This is a genomic window from Streptococcus australis (genome assembly GCF_901543175.1).
Taxonomy (GTDB): Bacteria; Bacillota; Bacilli; order Lactobacillales; family Streptococcaceae; genus Streptococcus; species Streptococcus australis_A.
The window spans coordinates 124,018-145,745 of record NZ_LR594040.1; the positions used below are offsets into that span (position 1 = coordinate 124,018).

At 38.9% G+C, this 21,728-nt stretch carries 27 protein-coding genes; 16 read left to right on the forward strand and 11 right to left on the reverse strand.

Features of this window, described 5'->3' with window-relative positions:
* Positions 1-159 precede the first annotated feature (159 nt).
* From FGK98_RS00730 to FGK98_RS00760, 7 genes are all read right to left on the reverse strand, one after another.
* Positions 160-765: a hypothetical protein gene (locus FGK98_RS00730; RefSeq protein ID WP_000182709.1), complete on the reverse strand. Its 606-nt coding sequence runs from the start codon at positions 763-765 to the stop codon at positions 160-162.
* The gene (locus FGK98_RS00735; RefSeq protein ID WP_138099649.1) at positions 762-1,862 is read right to left on the reverse strand and encodes a type IV secretion system DNA-binding domain-containing protein; all 1,101 of its coding nucleotides are present in this window, start codon (positions 1,860-1,862) and stop codon (positions 762-764) included. The genes FGK98_RS00730 and FGK98_RS00735 overlap by 4 nt, the downstream gene beginning before the upstream one ends.
* Entirely contained in the window at positions 1,862-2,182 is a 321-nt protein-coding gene (locus tag FGK98_RS00740; RefSeq protein WP_000874693.1) for a hypothetical protein, read from the reverse strand. The genes FGK98_RS00735 and FGK98_RS00740 overlap by 1 nt, the downstream gene beginning before the upstream one ends.
* Before the next feature lie 200 nt (positions 2,183-2,382).
* Positions 2,383-2,832, reverse strand: coding sequence for an RNA polymerase sigma factor (locus FGK98_RS00745; RefSeq protein WP_117280649.1), 450 nt, complete (start codon positions 2,830-2,832; stop codon positions 2,383-2,385).
* Positions 2,833-3,150: 318 nt separating this feature from the next.
* Positions 3,151-4,566, reverse strand: a complete 1,416-nt coding sequence (locus FGK98_RS00750; RefSeq protein WP_171011093.1) for a helix-turn-helix domain-containing protein — start codon at positions 4,564-4,566, stop codon at positions 3,151-3,153.
* Positions 4,567-4,616: 50 nt separating this feature from the next.
* Positions 4,617-4,955, reverse strand: a complete 339-nt coding sequence (gene cadX / locus FGK98_RS00755; RefSeq protein WP_000711085.1) for a Cd(II)/Zn(II)-sensing metalloregulatory transcriptional regulator CadX — start codon at positions 4,953-4,955, stop codon at positions 4,617-4,619.
* 11 nt (positions 4,956-4,966) lie between these two features.
* Positions 4,967-5,581: a CadD family cadmium resistance transporter gene (locus FGK98_RS00760; protein WP_006152989.1), complete on the reverse strand. Its 615-nt coding sequence runs from the start codon at positions 5,579-5,581 to the stop codon at positions 4,967-4,969.
* 28 nt (positions 5,582-5,609) lie between these two features.
* On the opposite strand from FGK98_RS00760, the gene FGK98_RS10025 reads away from it, so the two are divergent.
* Positions 5,610-5,795 carry a FanG protein gene (locus tag FGK98_RS10025; protein ID WP_117280643.1) on the forward strand — a complete coding sequence of 62 codons (186 nt, stop codon included), beginning with the start codon at positions 5,610-5,612 and terminating at the stop codon, positions 5,793-5,795.
* Between the two features lie 78 nt (positions 5,796-5,873).
* Here FGK98_RS10025 and rpmG read toward each other — a convergent pair whose 3' ends face one another.
* Together rpmG and rpmF are read right to left on the reverse strand one after the other, a co-directional pair.
* Positions 5,874-6,023 (reverse strand): 50S ribosomal protein L33, encoded by a 150-nt coding sequence (gene rpmG, locus FGK98_RS00770; RefSeq protein ID WP_001265622.1) that lies wholly within the window; start codon positions 6,021-6,023, stop codon positions 5,874-5,876.
* A gap of 15 nt (positions 6,024-6,038) precedes the next feature.
* A complete protein-coding gene (gene rpmF / locus FGK98_RS00775; protein WP_000290417.1) occupies positions 6,039-6,221 on the reverse strand; it encodes a 50S ribosomal protein L32 in 183 nt (60 codons plus the stop codon).
* Between the two features lie 220 nt (positions 6,222-6,441).
* On the opposite strand from rpmF, the gene ilvD reads away from it, so the two are divergent.
* Positions 6,442-8,145: a dihydroxy-acid dehydratase gene (ilvD, locus tag FGK98_RS00780; RefSeq protein WP_138099651.1), complete on the forward strand. Its 1,704-nt coding sequence runs from the start codon at positions 6,442-6,444 to the stop codon at positions 8,143-8,145.
* 166 nt (positions 8,146-8,311) lie between these two features.
* Here the strand turns inward: ilvD and FGK98_RS00785 are convergent, their stop codons facing one another.
* A complete protein-coding gene (locus tag FGK98_RS00785; protein ID WP_001204052.1) occupies positions 8,312-8,653 on the reverse strand; it encodes a metal-sulfur cluster assembly factor in 342 nt (113 codons plus the stop codon).
* Between the two features lie 122 nt (positions 8,654-8,775).
* Here FGK98_RS00785 and FGK98_RS00790 point away from each other — a divergent pair, with 122 nt between their 5' ends.
* The 14 genes from FGK98_RS00790 (at position 8,776) to FGK98_RS00860 (ending at position 20,702) form a co-directional block, all read left to right on the forward strand.
* Entirely contained in the window at positions 8,776-9,627 is an 852-nt protein-coding gene (locus FGK98_RS00790; protein WP_138099652.1) for a helix-turn-helix domain-containing protein, read from the forward strand.
* A 33-nt stretch (positions 9,628-9,660) separates the two neighbouring features.
* On the forward strand, positions 9,661-10,932 hold the full coding sequence (locus FGK98_RS00795; protein WP_138099653.1) for an MFS transporter: 1,272 nt from the start codon (positions 9,661-9,663) through the stop codon (positions 10,930-10,932).
* A 220-nt stretch (positions 10,933-11,152) separates the two neighbouring features.
* Positions 11,153-12,400 carry an MFS transporter gene (locus FGK98_RS00800; RefSeq protein WP_138099654.1) on the forward strand — a complete coding sequence of 416 codons (1,248 nt, stop codon included), beginning with the start codon at positions 11,153-11,155 and terminating at the stop codon, positions 12,398-12,400.
* Positions 12,401-12,476: 76 nt separating this feature from the next.
* Positions 12,477-13,757 (forward strand): histidine--tRNA ligase, encoded by a 1,281-nt coding sequence (gene hisS, locus FGK98_RS00805; RefSeq protein ID WP_138099655.1) that lies wholly within the window; start codon positions 12,477-12,479, stop codon positions 13,755-13,757.
* Positions 13,758-13,900: 143 nt separating this feature from the next.
* Positions 13,901-14,104, forward strand: a complete 204-nt coding sequence (locus FGK98_RS00815; protein ID WP_084945484.1) for a helix-turn-helix transcriptional regulator — start codon at positions 13,901-13,903, stop codon at positions 14,102-14,104.
* Positions 14,104-14,307: a hypothetical protein gene (locus FGK98_RS00820; RefSeq protein WP_138099656.1), complete on the forward strand. Its 204-nt coding sequence runs from the start codon at positions 14,104-14,106 to the stop codon at positions 14,305-14,307. The genes FGK98_RS00815 and FGK98_RS00820 overlap by 1 nt, the downstream gene beginning before the upstream one ends.
* Complete coding sequence (locus tag FGK98_RS00825) at positions 14,304-14,654, forward strand: PspC domain-containing protein (RefSeq protein WP_138099657.1); 351 nt, start codon at positions 14,304-14,306, stop codon at positions 14,652-14,654. Before FGK98_RS00820 ends, FGK98_RS00825 begins: the two co-directional genes overlap by 4 nt.
* A gap of 18 nt (positions 14,655-14,672) precedes the next feature.
* Complete coding sequence (locus FGK98_RS00830) at positions 14,673-15,407, forward strand: DUF3169 family protein (protein WP_171011095.1); 735 nt, start codon at positions 14,673-14,675, stop codon at positions 15,405-15,407.
* 10 nt (positions 15,408-15,417) lie between these two features.
* Positions 15,418-16,242, forward strand: coding sequence for an ABC transporter ATP-binding protein (locus FGK98_RS00835; protein ID WP_138099659.1), 825 nt, complete (start codon positions 15,418-15,420; stop codon positions 16,240-16,242).
* Positions 16,235-16,933 (forward strand): ABC transporter permease, encoded by a 699-nt coding sequence (locus FGK98_RS00840; RefSeq protein WP_138099660.1) that lies wholly within the window; start codon positions 16,235-16,237, stop codon positions 16,931-16,933. Before FGK98_RS00835 ends, FGK98_RS00840 begins: the two co-directional genes overlap by 8 nt.
* 9 nt (positions 16,934-16,942) lie before the next feature.
* Complete coding sequence (locus FGK98_RS00845; RefSeq protein WP_138099661.1) at positions 16,943-17,584, forward strand: CPBP family intramembrane glutamic endopeptidase; 642 nt, start codon at positions 16,943-16,945, stop codon at positions 17,582-17,584.
* 17 nt (positions 17,585-17,601) lie between these two features.
* A complete protein-coding gene (locus tag FGK98_RS00850) occupies positions 17,602-17,820 on the forward strand; it encodes a hypothetical protein (RefSeq protein WP_138099662.1) in 219 nt (72 codons plus the stop codon).
* A 151-nt stretch (positions 17,821-17,971) separates the two neighbouring features.
* Complete coding sequence (aspS, locus tag FGK98_RS00855) at positions 17,972-19,738, forward strand: aspartate--tRNA ligase (protein WP_138099663.1); 1,767 nt, start codon at positions 17,972-17,974, stop codon at positions 19,736-19,738.
* Between the two features lie 22 nt (positions 19,739-19,760).
* The gene (locus tag FGK98_RS00860; RefSeq protein ID WP_138099664.1) at positions 19,761-20,702 is read left to right on the forward strand and encodes a YitT family protein; all 942 of its coding nucleotides are present in this window, start codon (positions 19,761-19,763) and stop codon (positions 20,700-20,702) included.
* A 30-nt stretch (positions 20,703-20,732) separates the two neighbouring features.
* Here the strand turns inward: FGK98_RS00860 and FGK98_RS00865 are convergent, their stop codons facing one another.
* Positions 20,733-21,719: a LacI family DNA-binding transcriptional regulator gene (locus FGK98_RS00865; RefSeq protein WP_138099665.1), complete on the reverse strand. Its 987-nt coding sequence runs from the start codon at positions 21,717-21,719 to the stop codon at positions 20,733-20,735.
* Between the last annotated feature and the right edge of the window lie 9 nt (positions 21,720-21,728).

A 21,728-nucleotide genomic window follows, 5' to 3' on the forward strand; every position in this document is an offset into this window, starting at 1 on the left:
ACAGGTCGTATGCAAAGTTTTTTTGAAAAAATTGAATTTTTTGTGATTATTGATTATTGACCTATTGGGGGTCGTAGTCACCCCAATAGGTCATGATAGAAAAGAATATAAAAAGGGGCTGTCTGGCTTTTGCTTAACGCAAGCCACAGCCCCAAGGGATTAACGTTTTTGTCCAGTGAACCACAATTGGTTACGAACTCGAATAGGAGAGGAGAAATAATAGTCTGCGTGTTGGCTGACGATTTCTTCTTTTAATTGTGCTTCCATCTCTTTTAGGATTTTTTGCCCTTGTTGGTCTCTAGGGACTTTTAGAAAAATAGTGATGGTATCTTTTCGTATATCTACGATACACTTACGAACAGCTCGGTTAAATCCGTTATGGATTGGGTTGATAGTAGTAACCGTCTGATGTTCAAGATTGCTTATCTTCTGTACTCGTTCACGCTGAAACAGGAAGTGTCGCAACAGAAAAGTGTGATAGACAGATTGGATATAGTTCCAAAGACTATCTGTTTTCAACCGTTGTATTATTTCTAATCCTACCAAAAATAAGGCAAGTAGAAGAGAAATAAGTGCAAATCCATGACAAACGGAACTAATGATATCCGTAATACTTTTGACCGTATCTAAATTGACAAACGTGATATTTGTTAATTGAACGGAAAGATAATTGAATAACCAGCCAAATGCAGAACAGATAGGTGCAAATAGAAATAAATATAGTATGAGATTAAAACTTCTCATAAAGTAGGTTTTATTGGTCATAGAATACCTCGTTTAGTGTAGTAGGTTGGACAGAGTAAGGGCAGAACTTGGTAGGGATGTTCATTATCGATAACTCGAATGATACCTGTCCCATGTCCTATTGGAATAACAATACCCTCTGGGTCTAGGTCTGGAAATAAAAATTGAGTAGTTTTCTGATTGATATTTCCAATTTGCAACACTACGTTTAGCTGTTCCCTAACGGAAATTGGAATAGTATTGTGGTCAAAACGCTGGCTTACCAAAAACAGATGGATTTTGGTAGCACGTCCTAGTAAGGCAATCTGAGAGAGTAGGGAGAAAAAGGCTTCTTTGATATTCTTATTGACTCCCTCGGATAAAGCTAGGACTTCATCAATAACAATGGTTAGATGAGTAAATTGATGATTGGGGTTATCATACAAAATAGCTTGTCGTTTCTGAATGAGGTTTGTGCACTGACTTAATTGTTCATTGACCTGTGAAACAAAATCAGATTTTGAACGATTTTCGACAGGATGGATAACCGCAATTTGATTTTCTCTTGCCCAACGACTTGGTGTATCGAATTTAGGGTCAATGATAATTAAGTCAGACATATGCTTCAGTACACTCAAAAAGTAAGTGAGAGCGTACGATTTCCCAGAACCCGACGAACCTGCTATAGCCCAATGGTTTATCCTTTCCAGGTTGAGTTCAAAGTGCTTCATGATAGGGATTTTCCCATGTGGTAATCTGGCTGAAAACTTATCCAAATCAGGAATCGCTAAACGTTCTGAAATTCCTCTTTGCCAAGGGAAGAATAAACCACGTTGAATGTGTAAGTCATCCGTTTCTAGAGGGACAAAATAGGTAGCATTTTGTTTTAGGAGCGTGAATTGTGGATAAAGTGAAGCATTGGCAATCAGAAAGATTTTCTTGTACAAGTCATCATCAAGGATATAGGCACATGGCAGACGAGGGACAAAAACAAAGCCGTCTTCTTGAATGACAATATTAAAAGAATTGGTGTAGCTAGTTTCTCCCTGCATTAAAGCCCCCAGAGCCATGTTTAGGCTCTGGAGCAGGTAAGATTGCAGGTAAGATTGGTTCAGCACATCACGAGATTGTGAAGTCATTACCGAACCTCCTTGATACCATTTGCTTTGAAGTAAACGTTATATTTTACTTCACACGCTTGTAGGGTGTCAAATTGAATCATAGATTGAAAAGCTGGAAGTTCAATCGTATCTTCAAATTTCACTTGGAAAGGGTCTTGCCCTTCCTGCACAAACCATGCTTTATAGGCTACGATTTCTCCAGTCGGTTTTCCTTCTTCAAACCGTTGTTGTGGTTCAAGTTCGGTACTAAGTGAGTAAATCGGTTGTTTTTGACTGATAATTTTATCAGCCAATGTAGTTGTATAACCACCTTTTGTGGTTTTCATTTTGAACGCCATAGGGCAAATCCTCCTTATGAATAAGAGATAGTGTGTATGCGACAGGCTCGGTTTGGGTCATGAGCTGGACTTTGTTTTTTAGGTTATCTGACCACCTCCTCATTACTAAGGAGAATGAGACAGCTAAACGCAAAGTTATTTGTTGAATTTTTAATTTTTTTTACAAAAAATCCAGTGACTCTGTCACTGGATTTGAGGGATTAGCGGTAAGCTTTTAATAAAGGAGCTAATTTTTTTAGCGCTTTACAATAATGGGATTTAACAGTTACATCACTCATTTTCTTATAATGTTCAGTGATATAGCGAGCCGTTTCTTTATAGCTTGAACCTTGTTCCGCTATCATTTCAACAATCTTACTGTCAATTTCTGATAGGGCTGCTTTAGCTTCACGAATAGCTTGTCTTAACTCTTCTAGAATTAAAGCTTCCTCAGGATTCAAATCAGAACTTGCAACTACTTCATAGCGTTCACGCCGTTTTCCGTCATTACGAGATATGTATTCTTCCATGCTTCGTTTATGGTGGTAACGATCACGGCGTTCTGCGTTACTTTGTTCTTGTTGAAGCAAACGGGTTACTTCGTCCCAATTTTTAGCTTTAATAGCTTCTTCGATTTTACGCTCACGGCGTTCTTTGACTTTATTGCTCATAATGATGAGCTCCTTTCCGTCCTTGGACAGAAGGAAACAAAATGAGCAAATATTGAACGCTGAGTATGCTAAAAGGCACAACAAAGAAACAGCGAAACAATTCTATGCAAGACATGACCTTTATCGTCATATCATCATATTTATTTCAATCTGTCCTTTGATGGCCATCAATTTGGACTATTAAAATTTTTATCAAGAGTTTTTCTTGATATATTCAGTATAAGGCATAATGTTCTTTTATTTTTTACTTCTTTTTTTACTTCAATAGACTAATTTGTAAAACGAAGCGCAAAAAAAACTAGGCGATTCACCTAGTTTTTAAAGAGCAAATTTGCGTATCTCTCCTTCGCTTAATAGTTTAATAAATGCTTGTTGAACTCTATCTAAAGCCGAAGCCATTGCGAGTAATTCCTCGTTTAATTGTTCTTGGAAATAGTATGTTACTTGTGTATTATTCGTCAATAATCCCTCAATATAGCGAGTGACATTTGTATTATCTAAATTGATATCATAGAGTTCAACTAAATCAACAAGGTCGATGTCGTTTATTCCCTGAGAGGCAATTTTTTCAATACGTTTCTTATCCTCTAGTGAAAATCTTGTTGGCTCTAATTGAATAGTGTGCCTTTCTTGAATTGGTCTTGTTGCATAAGGGTTGGAAACCCAACTGATAATTTCATCAAAAGTTCTTTCCTCAGTCCTTTCTATATCATTGGATTGATAAATATTAATGCCTAGATTTGCCAACTCTTCTTTAGAATATTTTTGATATAAATCTGTGATATCCTTACCTTGACTGAGTAATTTCATATAGTCCTCAGATATCTGTTTGAATTTCACTCCATCTATTTGTTGACCACCAGTCATACTAAACGAAGAGGTTGTTCTTCCTTTTTGAGAAATAACTAACGGGACGGATGTAAGGTAAGATTTTGGAATATTCTCTTTATACATTCTTTCTAATATATCATTTACCATAAATCCGATATTAAACAAGGGATTTTCTTTGAGTTTTTTTATTAGATTAGGGATAATTTCTGTCGAAACATTATCATACCACCATTGATTGATGAGAGGATCAATGTTTTCTTGCCTAAATGTTGAGGGTATGTCATTTCCGCCTAATTCAAATAGGATACCACAGACATTAACTTCAAATGATTTAATTAAATTATCCCCTAACATCAACCAAAGAATATCAAACATTTCTTCAAAATCAATGACAGTCAATTCATTGATGGTACGGGTTCTAAAACTTCTAGCGGGGTTATAACTTTTTCCACCAACCCATACGTCAATGTCATCTTTCTTGTGAAAAGTATCCATTTCAGTTTCAGTAGAAATCATAAATCTTTTTCTTTGAATATTGAAATTTGCAAATGTCTTGGCAATACTTAGACAACTTGATTGGATTGAAATTAAATCATCACTCATGAAAGAATATAGTTTTTCATCTACAGCCTCTAAATCTCTATATAAAATAGAACTGAAAAAATAATGAAACAGATTCTCAATAAACTCATCTAACTCTCCAAAAACGATATACGTATAGCTCGAAGCGGTTAGAGCATTTAAATAAACTAACATCGAACTCGTAATTGGTCGCTTACCACTTTCAACTTGACTAACTTGACCTGCATTGCCTAGTTCGCTTTGTGTAATATTGTATTTTTTTCTTAAATTTTTGATACGAGTAGGTATTTCTTGTGAATAATTTTCTTCAAAAAATTTCATGTATAATCCCCCTATAATCATGGAAAAGTAGAAAGTAGTAAAAATAGTTGTTATCCTAGTTGATTAAAAAAATCTCTGATTTCCTCATCTTTTATAAAATAATATATAATTTTCCCCTCTCTTCTAGTATCCAAGATGTTTTGATTGGCTAGTTTACGAAGATGGTGGGAGGCAGATGCCATACTGAGATTTAGTAAACAGGCTATATCACAGACACAGAGTTCTTCAACAGCAAGGAGATAAAAGATGATATTTATCTGTTTATTATCGGTAAACTTTGATAAAATTCGAAGTGATTTTTGAACTTTTTCCTTTTCAAGGTAGTTCGTTGCGGTTGTAACATTTTGTTGATTTATAATATTCACTTGGCATATACTATCTTTTTTCATAATTTTTTCTCCTAGCCGAACACAGTCCTTAGCATGTCAAAGCTGTTGTTTTCAATCAGGATATACATCCCCAATCCTAAATAAACAACGGCAATAAACCATCTGCTATATTTTTCCAAAGTTTCTCCAACAGAAGGGACTTGTGCCAATTTTTGGGCAGAAAAAACCAAGAGATAAATCATGACTAGAAAAGTAAGTAAAGCCACTATCAAATTCGCTAAATTTAAGGTAATAAAATATGGGACAAAAACACCAATATTGTCAGCACCACAGCTTGCAAAAGTAATCATAGCGACTAGAAAAATCAGGTTTTTATCATCTTTGCGCAAACCATCTTTTGCAATAGCTTCTCCATCAGAATCTCCTAAAAGCAAAACTTTGAGTCCTAGGAAAATTGGAATCAAACCGAGCAAACCTAAAATCTCTTTACTAGGAATATAATTTAAGACAAATGCAAAAAGTAAACTTAGCAATATTAGACTAACAGAGCCTAGAAATTGTCCTAAATAGATATTAATGATGTCTTTTCTGCTTTTTCTTTTGGCAAAAAATAACATTAGGATAATAAGTAAGTCTACGGCTGTCCCAGAATACAGGATTATTGAAGTAACAACATTTTGAACCATAAAACACCTCATTCAAATATATTTTTGAATGTATTTTAACATTAAACTTTGTAGATGTCAACTTCAGCTCCATCAAAATATAGATAAGAAGGTAGTGTACCAAACATTAAAAAGCCCTGCCATCGAAATGATAGCAGGGCTTAACTTCAATATCCAGATGATATATTTATCTAAAAAAGGTAGAGTAAAAGGTAGAGTTTTTATTGATTTGTAGTGCGATATAATGAGTTTCAAAAAATCAAAAATCGCTTAAAATCAATATTTTGACGTCTATTGACGTGTACTGAAACCCTTACTTAACCTCTGTAAACACAACGTGTTTGCGAAGTTTTGGTGAGTATTTCTTCAATTGAAGACGGTCTGGAGTGTTACGTTTGTTTTTAGAAGTAAGGTACAAGCGTTCACCAGATTCTTTGTGTTCAAGTGTAATATTTACGCGCATGGTATCTCCCTTCTATTATTCAGCTGATGCAGCTTTAGCGATCTTACGTCCTTTGTAGTATCCTTTAAGTGATACGCGGTGAGAACGTGAGTAATCTCCAGTAGTTTCGTCAAAGTTTACAGATGGAGCTGTTACTTTGTAGTGTGTACGACGTTTGTTTTTCTTCGCTTTTGAAGTGCGACGTGCAGGTACTGCCATTTTGATTTCTCCTTTAGGTATTTAAATTCGATTCAATCTACTGATTTTCATCAACCATACTAGGATAACACATTTTTTTTGTAAAGTAAAGTTACTTGACAAAAAAAGATGAAAAAATTAGAATCTATTAATCGAAATTTTCTGAAAATTCAAGAATTTTATTCTGTTCTTCATGCGGAAATTGTGCTATAATGGTAAAAACTGAAATGGGAGGGATAAGATGACAGAATTAGATACACGTCACCGCAGTAGCATTTATGACAGTATGGTAAAATCACCAAACCGTGCCATGCTTCGTGCCACTGGAATGACAGATAAGGACTTTGAAACACCGATTGTGGGAGTGATTTCGACTTGGGCGGAAAATACACCATGTAACATCCACTTGCATGATTTCGGGAAATTGGCCAAAGAAGGTGTCAAATCAGCAGGTGCTTGGCCTGTTCAGTTTGGGACTATCACGGTAGCGGACGGGATTGCTATGGGAACGCCTGGTATGCGTTTCTCTCTAACATCTCGTGATATCATTGCAGACTCAATAGAGGCGGCGATGGGTGGTCACAACGTGGATGCATTCGTCGCTATCGGTGGCTGTGACAAGAACATGCCTGGTTCCATGATTGCCATTGCCAACATGAATATCCCAGCTATTTTTGCCTATGGTGGAACTATTGCACCGGGAAATCTTGATGGCAAAGACATTGACTTGGTTTCGGTATTTGAAGGAATCGGAAAATGGAACCACGGTGATATGACAGCTGAGGACGTGAAGCGTCTCGAATGTAATGCCTGCCCGGGCCCTGGTGGCTGTGGTGGTATGTACACTGCTAATACCATGGCGACTGCTATTGAAGTTCTAGGTATGAGTTTGCCAGGATCTTCATCTCACCCAGCTGAATCAGCTGACAAGAAAGAAGATATCGAAGCAGCAGGACGTGCTGTTGTCAAGATGCTGGAGCTTGGTCTCAAACCATCAGATATCTTGACTCGTGAAGCCTTTGAAGATGCTATCACTGTAACTATGGCTCTGGGTGGTTCTACAAATGCCACTCTTCACTTGCTTGCCATTGCCCATGCTGCCAATGTTGACTTGTCACTTGAGGACTTCAATACGATCCAAGAACGTGTGCCTCACTTGGCCGACTTGAAACCTTCTGGTCAGTATGTCTTCCAAGACCTCTACGAAGTCGGTGGTGTCCCTGCGGTTATGAAGTACTTGTTGGCAAATGGTTTCCTTCACGGAGACCGTATCACATGTACTGGTAAGACTGTTGCTGAGAACTTGGCTGACTTTGCAGACCTCACGCCAGGTCAAAAAGTCATCATGCCACTGGAAAATCCAAAACGTGCAGATGGTCCGCTTATCATCTTGAACGGGAACCTTGCCCCTGACGGTGCGGTTGCCAAGGTATCAGGTGTTAAAGTGCGTCGTCACGTTGGTCCAGCTAAGGTCTTTGACTCAGAAGAAGATGCTATCCAGGCCGTTCTGACAGATGAAATCGTTGATGGCGATGTAGTCGTTGTTCGTTTCGTTGGACCTAAAGGTGGTCCTGGTATGCCTGAGATGCTGTCACTTTCATCCATGATCGTTGGTAAAGGCCAGGGAGATAAGGTTGCCCTCTTGACGGATGGCCGTTTCTCTGGTGGTACTTATGGTCTGGTTGTTGGACATATCGCTCCGGAAGCTCAGGATGGTGGACCGATTGCCTACCTACGTACAGGTGATATCGTTACGGTTGACCAAGATACCAAAGAAATTTCCATGGCCGTATCCGAAGAAGAACTTGAAAAACGTAAGGCAGAAACAACCTTGCCACCACTCTATAGCCGTGGTGTCCTTGGTAAATATGCTCACATCGTATCATCTGCTTCACGCGGAGCCGTGACAGACTTTTGGAATATGGACAAGTCAGGTAAAAAATAAACTCATACTCTTCGAAAATCAAATTCAAACCACGTCAACGTCGCCTTACCGTACTAAAGTACAGCTTGCGGCTAGTTTCCTAGTTTGCTCTTCGATTTTCATTGAGTATCAAAAAGCAAGCCAACTTCGGCTTGCTTCTTTTCATCTTCAAAAGTAATTTGCCTGCTTAGCGAGGTGGCAGTCCAAGGGCGATGCGGCCGTAGCGACTGATTCGTGTAATTTTCCAAGCGGGCGACCAAGTAACTTCAACCTTGACATCTTCGATACCCTCGATTTGTTTCAGACCTGCGACGATTTCGATAGGCAGGCTTTCAGCGCAATCACAGGCGGTGTCGGTGAAGGTCATGACAATCTTACAGAGACCCGTTTCATCCAGATTGATTTCATAAATCAATCCTAGATTGTAAACATCCAATTCCACATCTGTATCAAAAACCTTCTCTAGTTTCTCGATAATTTGGTCTTGTAAGGCCAAAGCGCGGTCATTGATTTTGATATCGTCTCTCATTACGTCCCTCCACCTGATAAATATCCTCTATTTTCTCATAATTCTGACAATTTGGCAAGTTTTTGATGAATTTTCTGAAAAATATGATAAAATGAAGAAAATACTGAATCAGGGAGAACACGATGGAGAACCTTGGAAATGTCTTTAGACAATTACGAGAGTCAAGAAATATCTCATTAAGACAAGCAACTGGGGGACAATTTTCGCCGTCTATGTTGTCCCGTTTTGAAACAGGTCAGAGTGAGCTTTCAGTGGAAAAGTTTCTGTCTGCCCTAGAAAATATATCTGCCAGTGTGGAGGAAATCCTCTTTCTGGCTAGAGGTTTTCACTATGATACAGATTCTGAGTTGAGAAAAGAAATCCTAGATGTCTTGGATCCAAAGAATATAGCTCCTCTTGAGGACTTGTATCGTAAGGAGTATCAAAAGCATGCCCATTCTCAAAACAAACAGAAACATATTCTAAATGCCATTATTATCAAGTCTTATATGAAGGGCATGGATGAAAGGGTAGAGTTAACAGCAGAGGAAGCGAAAGTCCTTCATGATTATTTGTTTTCTACCGAGATTTGGGGGAACTATGAACTCAATTTGTTCTCAGTCAGTTCACCTCTCTTATCTGTTTCTCTTTTCACTAGGTATGTTAGAGAGATGGTACGCAAATCCGATTTTCTAATGGAGACGAAGGGGAACCGAAACCTTTTTCATACCATACTATTGAATGGCTTTTTAGCCAGCATTGAGTGTGAAGAATTTACCAATGCCTATTATTTTAAGCGTGTTATCGAAGAGCATTTCTACAAGGAAAATGAAACCTATTTCCGAATTGTCTATTTGTGGGCGGAAGGTCTCCTTGATAGCAAGCAAGGTAGAGTCAAGGAAGGACAAAAAAAGATGGAAGATGCTGTCCGTATTTTTGAGATGCTTGGCTGTAACAAATCTGCCGAATACTATAGAAAAACGACTGATTGTTAAATATCTGTAAATTAAGAAGAGGGGGGAATGTAAATGAAAAATATAATTAGTGACCGTATCTCAAATAAGCAAATTATAAAAGATTTTATTAGCAATTTCATTGGCTCTTTGAGCGGGAAATCTTTCAATTTTGCTTTAGGTTTGATGCTACTGGATCAAACAAAATCTGCAATGAGTTTTGGGATTAATATGATTATTTATCCTTTAGTCAGTTTGATTTTCTTAGTTCCCATTGGTAATCTAGTAGATAGATACCCACACAAGAAAATTTTGATATATAATTTCATCTTTAGAATTTTTACCTTTCTTTTGTTCTATGCTTTTTATTTTCTTATGGATTCTTCGAGTATCTTATACCTAGTAATTCCGTTTGTAATACTTCACTCTATTACAGTAAATATAAGTGATACTTGTTATTCAGCCTCAATTCATGAATTAGTAAATGATAAAAAAATTCAAAGATTAAGTTCTGTTACACAGACTGCCATTGCAATTGCAGCCATGCTTTCTCCAGCTATTGGAGTCATTTTTTATGGTTGGTTAGGTTTTGCAGGTTTTATTCTAATTGAAATCTTTGCAAACCTCCTCTCTTTAGGAGTTCTACTTAGTATGAAATTTTACTATGAATATAACGAGCAAGAGAACAAGGCTACGAATTGTGAAAATCCTCTGCATGGAATCAAAGAAACCATTCAATTTCTTAAAGAAAATCAAATTGTAAAATACATTATTCTTATAAGTGTTATCCTCAATTTTTTCTACACATCTATCAGTATTGGGGTGCCCTTTGTATTAAAAGAGCAACTTCTGTTAGATAACTCGACAGTAGGGATGCTTGAAACTATGACCGCAGTAGGAATGCTTTTAGCCAGTATTTCAATGTCACTATTGCCAGATAAGAAAGAAAACAACATCTTACTCTCGAGTAAGATAACTATGCCACTTGTTCTCTTAACTATGGCTATTATTGGTTTAGGCATCACATTTGCATCAGCTAACTCTCAAATTATTATTTCTTTTCTTGGTAGTATATTTATGGGAATCATAGCGTTTAATCTTGTTGTTTTAAATATTATTGTGATGACTTACCTTCAAAGTACCATCGAAACAAAATTTTTAGGCAGAGTAATGAGTACTTTATTTGCACTAAATACATCTATCATGCCGATAGGTACCATAGTATTCACTTATCTTTTTCAAAAAGAAGTGAATGGAGGGTTGATATTCATATTTGGGGGAGTAACCCTCCTAATATATATAACTATAATGTTGCCTAAAATTTTTAGAATACTAAGATTAGAGTAATCTATATTTAGATAAGATTCATTTTTTATTACTAAAGAAGTATGATTTAAAATTTGAAGCGATAGAACTCTGGACCTCTCTCAGGTCATTAAAGAAGATCTATCGTTTTTTTGCTTATTTTGTGTGTTGCATATATTCAAAAGTTTTTCCTCTAAAATTTTTAAGTGCTATACTATAGTCATACTTCATATAGGGATTAGAACAAGAAGGGAGATTACCTATGAAACTATTGTTCAAAAATCAAGCTTATCGACTGTTGACTTTGTCACGCTTCTTCAATGCTTTTGGTGCTTCTATTTTTAACTTGGTATTTATTGTCTATGCATCGACCTTGCCACAAGCCTCTTTTGCGGTTGCTATGGCGAATATTGTGATGATTCTTCCGACTCTCTTTACAGTTTTTGTAGGGATTCGGGCAGATTACACGAGGGACAAGGTCAAATGGATGACTTACAGCGGTTTGTTTCAGGCTCTTCTCTTTTTCCTAGTAGCTCTGTTGCTTGGTCAAGGCAGTCTCTTTGCTTTTTCTAGTCTGTGTTTGATCAATGTTATCAGTGATATAATCAGTGATTTTGCTGGTGGTTTGCGCATGCCTCTTATTAAGGAAAAGGTAGCTGAAAATGATTTGATGGAGGCTTATTCTTTTTCCCAGTTTATCACCTATATTTCAGCTATTGGTGGTCAAGCTTTCGGAGTCTGGCTCTTAGGTCTATCGGTCAATAATTTTTCTCTCGTTGCGGGAATCAATGCCTGCTTTTTCCTAGTATCAGCTGCTATTCTCTTTTTAGGAAAAAGCAAATTAAGCCTGTCAATTTCATCTCCTGATGGTGAATTACTGAAAAATGAGACTCTCTCTATCAAAGATCAGTTTCTATCGATTTACCGAAATTTACGTCTCGTTTTTCTTAAAAGTGGACAGAAAAACTTTGGTTTTATGCTCTTTGCTGTCTTGCTTATCAATGCCTTGGGTGGTGCTTTGGGAGGCATTTATAACATCTTCTTTTTGAGCCATTCACTCTTGAATTTTTCTTACACAGAGGCACTATTTATCAATCAAGTCTGTGTTTTAGTAGCAATCATCATCAGTAGCCTTACGGGCAATGATTATTTTGGGAAGCAGTCCTTGCCTAGATTGATGATGTGGGCGACCGTAGGACTTAGTTTAGTTGGTCTGGCGAATGTATTCAATCAAGTCGTGCTTGGTTTGCTATTCCTCTTTTCAACTCTGTATGTGTCTGGTAAAGTGTCCCCAAAGATTAGTACCATGCTCATGAAAAATCTAGCTCCAGAGGTTCTAGCTCGTACCAGTAATTTTTTAGGTTTATTGTTTACCTTATCAGTACCTCTTGGTACAGCCTGTTTTTCACTTGTAGCCGTATGGAATATACAGTTGACTTGGATGCTATTTGTTGGTTTTTCCTTGCTAGCTATTTTTTTGACAATTCTTAATCTCAAAAATGATATTTAAATCCTAATTTTTTCTCACTGTTTTAATCCCTCTATTTATGGTAAAATAAGACTATTAAGTTTAAAGAGGATTCCCTATGAAATTACAAAAACCAAAAGGAACGCAGGATATTTTACCTGCTGAGTCTGCTAAATGGCAGTACGTTGAGGGCTTTGCCCGTGAAATTTTCAAGCGCTATAACTATGCGGAAGTGCGTACGCCTATTTTTGAGCATTACGAGGTTATCAGTCGCTCTGTCGGAGATACAACCGATATCGTAACCAAGGAAATGTACGATTTCTATGACAAGGGTGACCGCCATATCACCCTTCGTCCAGAAGGAACTGCGCCCGTTGTCCGTTCCTATGTGGAAAATAAACTTTTTGCCCCAGAAGTGCAAAAGCCAAGTAAGTTCTATTACATGGGCCCTATGTTCCGTTATGAGCGTCCACAGGCAGGTCGTTTGCGTCAGTTCCACCAGATTGGTGTTGAGTGTTTTGGCTCAAGCAATCCAGCTACCGATGTGGAAACCATCGCTATGGCAGCTCATTTCTTGAAAGAAATCGGCATCCAAGGTGTCAAACTACACCTCAACACTCTTGGAAATCCTGAGAGTCGTGCGGCTTACCGTCAAGCCTTGATCGACTATTTGACACCGCTCAAGGAGACCTTGTCTAAGGATAGCCAACGTCGCTTGGAGGAAAATCCTCTTCGTGTCTTGGACTCTAAGGAGAAAGAAGACAAGGAGGCAGTAGAGAATGCGCCGTCTATCTTGGATTTCCTTGATGAAGAAAGCCAAGCTCACTTTGATGCTGTGCGTCAGATGTTGGAAAATCTTGGAGTAGATTACATCATCGATACCAATATGGTGCGTGGTCTGGACTACTACAACCACACGATTTTCGAGTTCATCACAGAAATCGAGGGCAATGACTTGACCGTCTGTGCAGGTGGCCGCTACGATGGCTTAGTTGCCTACTTTGGAGGCCCAGAAACTGCTGGATTTGGTTTTGGACTTGGTGTAGAGCGCCTGCTTCTCATTCTTGAAAAACAAGGTGTGTCCCTCCCTATTGAAAACGCCCTAGATGTCTATATCGCAGTCTTGGGTGAAGGAGCAAATGTTAAGGCCTTGGAATTGGTACAAGCCCTTCGCCAACAAGGATTCAAAGCAGAACGTGATTACCTCAACCGTAAACTCAAAGCTCAGTTCAAGTCAGCCGATGTCTTTGCGGCTAAGACCCTCATCACTCTCGGAGAGAGCGAAGTCGAAAGCGGACAAGTGACAGTTAAGAACAACCAAACTCGAGAAGAAGTTCAAGTGTCACTTGATGCTATCAGCCAAAACTTCTCAGAAATCTTTGAAAAATTAGGCTTTTAATAGTAGAAAAACTGGTCAGGAACCTACTCCTGACCTTTTTCTTTTGCAAAATGACAAAAATTATAAACTTTTTGACAAATATGCTTGTCAAAAAGAAAAAGATGTGTTACAATGAAATCAAATTAAGAGTAAAGGAGAAGGTTATGCTGAAAAATCGTCTAAAAGAGCTTCGGGCTCGCGATGGTCTCAATCAAACCGAACTAGCCAAACTAGCAGGGGTTTCCAGGCAGACCATCAGTCTATTAGAACGGGACGAATACACCCCGTCCATTGTAATTGCTTTGAAAATATCCCAGATTTTCAACGAAACAGTCGAATCGGTATTTCGCTTGGAGGAGGACGAGTGATGAACAAGTATAAAGTGATCTATTATGTAGTTGCCATAGCTCTATTAGTCAGCGTGTGTCTACTAATTGGAACAAATCTAGGATGGTTTGATCTCTATTACAGCGACCAATTTACTTGGGCCTACTTTGCTCTTATCCCAGTCGTTGACTGGATTGAAAAGAAATCAAAAGGTTTAGAAGGTGTAAGAGGAGAAGAATCATGAAAGAATTTTTAGCAGGTTTTCAAGTAGATACTGAGAACAAAGAACTTGCAGGTGTCTGTGCAGGTTTAGGAAATTATTTTAATGTCAAGACTAACGTCATCCGTTTAGTAGCCATTTTGCTGTTTCTTTCGTCAACAGAGTTTGGGATTTTAACAGTCATCCTATATGCTTATCTAGCAGGCTGGCTTGGGAGAGATCCTTTAGGAGAAGGGGCGAAAAAAGCAAGAAACCATGCTATTCTCTTGTTTGCTGTTTGTTTGATTTTAGTATCACTTGGGACAGAGGGTTTGACAGCAATTTATGAATCAGGTAAAGCCCTTGGTCAGTGGTTAGTTGGATTGGTTTAGTTTAGAAAGAGGATGAATATGAAAAAGAAACGTGGGTTGTTATTTTTAATGTCTGTTGTCTTTGGAGGTTTCTTGGGCGGTTTTGTAGGGATGTTTGAGGCACGTGCCGAATCCCACGGTATCGTTTTAGATGTAAAACCCTTGATACCATGGATATCAGCTATTTGTTTACTGTTAGGTTTTATTAGCATTCTTTTGACTTTCAATTTCTTAAAGAAAAGCAGAAAATTTCACTCCTTGTACCAAGATGAAATGGATGATGATCTGAATGAAACCTATTATGTTCAAATGTATCGGAATCTTGAGTTTGGAACCATTGCCTTTAATATTGCAACCCTAGCGATTTTATTGGCTCTATTCATTTCAGGAAGTGAAGCGATTATACTAAATAAAAGCTTTCTAACCTTATCTCTTTCTTTTTTAGCATTAGTGCTGATTTTCAGTGTTCAAAAATATCTTTATAAAACCATTGCGATTGTTCGTCAGTTTGATTTGGCATTTTTCTCTACACCAAAGGATGTCATGGACTTTATAAATTCTTACGATGAAGGGGAACGCCAGGCTAATTTAGAACAGAGTTTTCGGATTTTATTCCAATTAAATAATTATGTCTTGCCAGGTCTCTACTTTCTAATTGATCTCTTTTCCTTACTGACAGGAGAGATTCAGCTACTAGCCTTCTTGCTTGTTGGAGCTATCCATGTTTATATCAATATGATGCAGTTACCTATGGTAAAACGCTATTTCAAATAAAGGAGTTCCTATGATTCGTGTTGAAAATGTAAGCAAAAGTTTTGGAAGCAAGAAAGCTCTGCATCAGATTTCTTTCGAGATTCAAGAGGGTGAAATTTTTGGCTTCCTAGGACCTTCAGGTTCAGGTAAAACAACTATGATCAATATTCTGACGGGTCAGTTAGCTGCAGATCAGGGGGAGACGGTTCTCTTAGGGAAGTTTTCTCAAAATTTGACTTCAAATGATCTGGAACAAATCGGGATTGTCAGTGATAGTAGTGGTTTTTATGAAAAGATGAGTCTTTACAAAAATCTTCTCATCTATGCTAAGTTATACGGCCTCAAGTCAGATAGAGTGGAGCAGGTGCTCCAACAGGTTGGATTGGTAGACGCTAAAGATGTTATCGCTGAAAAACTATCTACAGGTATGAAACAGCGAATGTTCTTGGCTCGTGCTCTTTTAAATGCTCCCAAAATTCTCTTTCTAGATGAGCCAACAAGTGGTCTTGATCCAACCACCTCAAAATCAATTCATGCTCTTTTACAAGAATTGAAACAGGCTGGGACAACTATCTTTTTAACAACCCACGATATGAATGAAGCAACCTTGCTTTGCGATCGCCTCTCTCTTTTAAATAAGGGTAATTTAATAGAGTATGGAAGTCCGCAAGATATTATCCAGAAGTACCATGTGGATAAAAAGGTTCGTTTAAACTATCAAGATGGACGCGAACGAGTGGTTCCTTTTGAAGAATTGCCTCATCTGGATGCGACAGATCTGATTGCTATTCATTCTTGTGAGCCAACTTTAGAAGAAATCTTTATCAGATTGACAGGAGAAAAGTTAGATGTTTAGAAAATTAAATGCCCTACTATGGTTAAGATTACAAGTTCTTATCAGCAATTCAACTTTGTTGGCGACTCTATTGATGCCTTTTGGAGCGACTGTTCTATATAATGCATTCTTAAATAAGAATGGAGAATTGAGTACGTTTCTCCTTTCTATGAGTTTGACGATGGTCTTGAGCATGGGAAGTGGTTATATGGTATCGATTATGATAGCAGAGGATAAGGAAAAGCGCAATCTTAAATCACTCATCCTAAGTGGTGTGACAGCAACAGAATATACTTTCAGTATGCTCGTTCTCCCTATGTTGATTATGTTACTTGGAATGATTTCACTACCAATCTATCTTAAAGTGGATGTATCAGGTTACTTATTGGCCTATGTTATCTATTTGGTTTTAGCAACTATTAGTGTTATTTTTCTCAACCTTCTAATCGGTGCAGTGTCAGATACTCAGTCTAAAGCGCAAGTTTATAGTATCTTTCCTATGTTTATCGTCTCTTTTTTACCCATGATTGCTCTTCAAAATGATACGATTCAAAAAGTGTTGGACTATTCTTTTATCGGTCCTTTGGTAGGTCTATTAAAAGAAGGTGGAGGAGAGTTGTCTTTGGGAAATCTTGGTCTTTTACTAGTATGGATCCTTTTACTAGGATTAGCAAATCTCTTTGTATTGAAAAATAGCTATAAAGTAAGATAGGAGATCTTTATGAAAATACTTAAAAATCTTGGCTGGTTTCTGCTAGCTGTTCTATCCTTTTTCTTTGGTTATGGTCTAGTTCAGAGTATGGCGTTGTCAGCACTTGGACTAGGGGCTTCAATCTTTGGAGTTTTGCCACTTTATATCGCCCTGTCAGGGGCCTATGTTTATGGAGTTTACAGGTGGTATCAGACAGAAAAGGTTAGCATCCAGACGACTGCTTTTAATCGTTATATCTGGTTGCCCACTCTAGTTTTGCTAGTGGCTATTACAGCCCAGTTCTTTTTGCCAGACGACCCATCGACCAATCAACAAATCGTATCTCAACTGACGGTGGCTCAGCCTGTCTTTGGTTTCTTTATGGTGGTGATTTTTGCTCCTCTGACGGAAGAACTCATCTTTAGAGGAATGTTGGCACGTTATCTCTTTCCTAAGCAGGACAATAGTAAACAAACTCTGGTTTTTCTTTTAATATCTAGTATTATCTTTGCCTTGATTCATTTTCCAGGGACTTTGCAACAGTTTTTAGTTTATGCTAGTCTGGGATTGAGTTTGGGTTTGGCTTATATCAATAGGAAAGGCCTTCTTTATAGCATTTCTTTACACGCTTTGAATAATTTAATCGGCTTTTTGATGATACTCATGCTATAATAGAGTCAGGAGGTCACATGAAACGAGTAATTTTATTAGCAGTGATACAGGCAGTCGTTCTCTTCTTTATTATCGGGGGCCTTGCCTATGCCTTTAAAGGCGATTTCTTTTACAACAATCTAGCGGTGATTTTTGCACCTATTGCAGGAATCATGCGCTTTGCGACGGCTTATGCGACGGAGATTGTTCTACCTAAAAAGGCAGCCGAGATTGCTGAAAAGCGTAAAAAAGGTTAGGAATCATAATCAGAGAATCCGATGACGTTTTCATCGGATTTTTTAGCTGTTCTTTTTGATTTTTACAGACAATCAAACTTTTCTGCTGATTTTCATGAAGAGCCTGCGCTTTTATGGTAAAATAGTAACAGAATAAAAGAGGAGAGAAAACATGAAACGTAGTATGTATGCTGGTCGTGTTCGCGAGGAACACATCGGACAAGAAATTACCTTGAAAGGCTGGGTTGCTCGTCGTCGTGATTTGGGCGGATTGATCTTTATCGATCTTCGTGACCGTGAAGGAATCATGCAGCTGGTTATTAATCCAGAAAAAGTTTCAGCAGAAGTCATGGCAACAGCAGAAAGCCTTCGTAGCGAATTTGTCATCGAGGTGACGGGTCAGGTTGCTTCACGCGAGCAAGCAAATGATAAATTAGCGACTGGTGCCGTTGAATTGAATGTGACAGCCCTTACTGTACTCAATACAGCTAAAACAACACCTTTTGAGATTAAGGATGGCATTGAGGCTAATGACGATACGCGTCTCCGCTACCGTTACCTTGACCTTCGCCGTCCAGAGATGTTGGAAAACCTCAAACTTCGTGCTAAAGTAACCCACTCTATCCGCAACTACTTGGATGAGTTGGAATTTATCGATGTGGAAACACCCTTCCTTTCTAAGTCAACGCCAGAAGGGGCGCGTGACTATTTGGTGCCGTCTCGTGTTAATAAAGGCCATTTCTACGCTCTTCCTCAAAGTCCACAGATTACTAAGCAGCTCTTGATGAATGCTGGTTTTGACCGTTATTACCAAATCGTTAAATGTTTCCGTGACGAGGACTTGCGTGGAGACCGTCAGCCTGAGTTTACCCAGGTCGACTTGGAAACTTCATTCCTTACGGAGCAAGAAATCCAAGATATCACAGAAGGCTTGATTGCGCGCGTGATGAAAGAAACCAAAGGCATCGAAGTAACGCTACCATTCCCTCGTATGAAATACGATGACGCCATGGCTCTTTACGGTTCTGATAAACCAGATACCCGTTTTGACATGTTGCTTCAGGACTTGACAGAAGTTGTCAAAGGTGTTGACTTCAAAGTCTTTTCAGAAGCACCAGCAGTTAAAGCCATTGTTGTTAAAGGGGCTGCGGACAACTATTCGCGTAAAGATATCGACAAGATGACCGAAGTAGCTAAGCAGTACGGTGCTAAGGGTCTTGCTTGGGTTAAGGTTGTTGATGGAGAATTGAACGGACCAGTTGCTAAGTTTTTGACTGGCATTCAAGCAGAGCTGACCGCAGCTCTTAGTCTTGAAGATAAAGACTTGATTCTCTTTGTAGCGGATACACTTGACGTGGCTAATGCAACCCTTGGTGCCCTTCGTGGTCGTATCGCCAAAGAGCTGGGTTTGATTGATAGTGACAAATTCAACTTCCTTTGGGTTGTTGACTGGCCGATGTTTGAATGGTCTGAAGAAGAAGGCCGTTACATGAGCGCCCACCATCCATTCACACTTCCTCAGGAAGAGACAGCTCACGAATTAGAAGGTGATTTAGCTAAAGTTCGTGCCATTGCTTATGACATCGTCTTGAACGGTTATGAACTTGGTGGTGGTAGTCTTCGTATCAACCAAAAAGACCTTCAAGAACGTATGTTTAAGGCTCTTGGTTTCTCAGCTGAAGAAGCAAATGACCAGTTTGGTTTCCTTCTTGAAGCCATGGACTATGGTTTCCCACCACACGGTGGTTTGGCTATTGGTCTTGACCGTTTTGTCATGTTGCTTGCAGGAGAAGAAAATATTCGTGAAGTCATTGCCTTTCCTAAGAACAATAAGGCAACCGACCCAATGACACAAGCTCCATCAACAGTCGCTCTCAAACAACTAGAGGAACTCAGCTTACGAGTGCAGGAAGAAAATAGCAAAGTGATACTTTTTTAGGATTCTTACTTAATAAAAAAAGATGAAACAAGCAAAACGAATTAAGCGGTGGCGCTATTATCTGCGCCGCTTTGCTTATCAGATAAAAATCTTACGAGTTTTACAAAGTATCTCTCGGGAAAAATATGATGAGAAAATCTCGGCTTCTCTGGTCTATGGCTTTTTGTCAGCAGTAGCAGTCAATTTCTTTTTTCAACCAGGACACGTTTACTCCAGTGGCGCGACGGGTCTGGCACAGATTATCTCTGCCTTGAGTCATCACTGGTTTGGTTTTTACATTCCGATATCGCTGACCTTTTATGCCATTAATATCCCACTGATGATTTTGGCTTGGTATCAGATTGGACATAAGTTTACGGTCTTTACCTTTATCACGGTATCCATGAGTTCCCTTTTTATCCAGTTTGTGCCCGTTGTGACGCTGACAGAGGATCCCATCATCAATGCTCTCTTTGGGGGTGTTGTCATGGGCTTGGGAATCGGCTTTGCTTTGCGCAATAGTATTTCCAGTGGAGGTACAGATATTGTCAGCCTCACCATTCGCAAGAAAACGGGGAGAAATGTCGGCAGTATTTCTTTCTTGGTCAATGGGACTATCATGTTAATTGCTGGGTTAACCTTCGGTTGGAAATACGCCCTCTACTCCATGATTACCATTTTTGTATCCAGTCGTGTGACAGATGCGGTCTTTACCAAGCAAAAGCGGATGCAGGCCATGATTGTGACCAGTAATCCTGACAAGGTAATCGAAAAAATCCATAAAAAATTGCACCGAGGAGCTACCATGATCCACGATGCAGAAGGAACCTATAATCATGAGAGAAAAGCAGTCTTGATTACGGTTATCACACGAGCAGAGTTTAATGATTTTAAACACATCATGAAACAGGTTGATCCGACAGCCTTTGTCTCTGTATCTGAAAATGTCCATATCCTAGGACGATTCGTAGAAACGGACAATTAGACATGCAAAAACCAGCTTTGGAGCTGGTTTTTATTTTTCGATAATTTTGTGGGCAATCAACTGACGGTAACAAATCTGTCTATTATTTTTCGCATCATTGATAATCTGCAAAATTGTTTCAAATGATGTCCGCCCAAGTTCCAGACTATTGATATCCACATAAGCTACAAGATCAAGTCGAGGATTGACAGAGTCGAAACTCAAGACAGGAACTTTTAGCTGATGCTTACTGATATAGTCACAAACTCCTTCTGCAAGGAGACTATCGGTTGTGATAATAGCGTCAATCTGCGGATCGTGATTGAACAGGAGTTCACTGAACTGATAACCTTTTTCTTCTAGAAATTCATTTGCAAAGTAGGTTAAGTTGGTATCAATCGGAAGTTGGTGTTGTTTGAGTGCGGACTCATAGCCCGTTAGACGGTCTTGTGTTACGAAGAGTCGCTTTGTACCTCCGATGAAGGCAATTCGTTTGCATCCTTTTTTGATGAAATACTCTGTCGCATCAAAGCCGGCTTGGACATTGTCATTATCAACAAGAGGAATGAAGGGTGAAGTGGATTTTCCGAGGATGAGGAAAGGGAACTGCTCATCGGCTACTAGTTTGACCAGAGGGTCTTCTTCTTCAGCGTAGAGGAAAATCAAACCGTCAACACGCTTGCCATAAACCATCTGAGAAATAGCATTGAGACGTTCCTTCTCATCTTTACCAGTTGCGATCTGAATAGCATAGTGGTTTTCAGATGCGACTTGGGCGATCCCTCGTAGGACAGATGGGAAGAAAGGATTTTGGTAGAAGGCATCTGAGTCGTCAGGCAATACCAAACCGATAACCTGAGTATAGCTACTCACCAAGCTACGAGCATTGAGATTGGGATGGTAGTTGAGTTCCTTCATAGCCTTGCGAACTCGTTTTTTGGTTTCATCACTAATTGTTGATTTGTTTTGAATAACGCGGGTTACGGTTGAAGGTGAGACACCTGCAGCCTTAGCCACATCTTTAATCGTAACGGGCATAAAAATCTC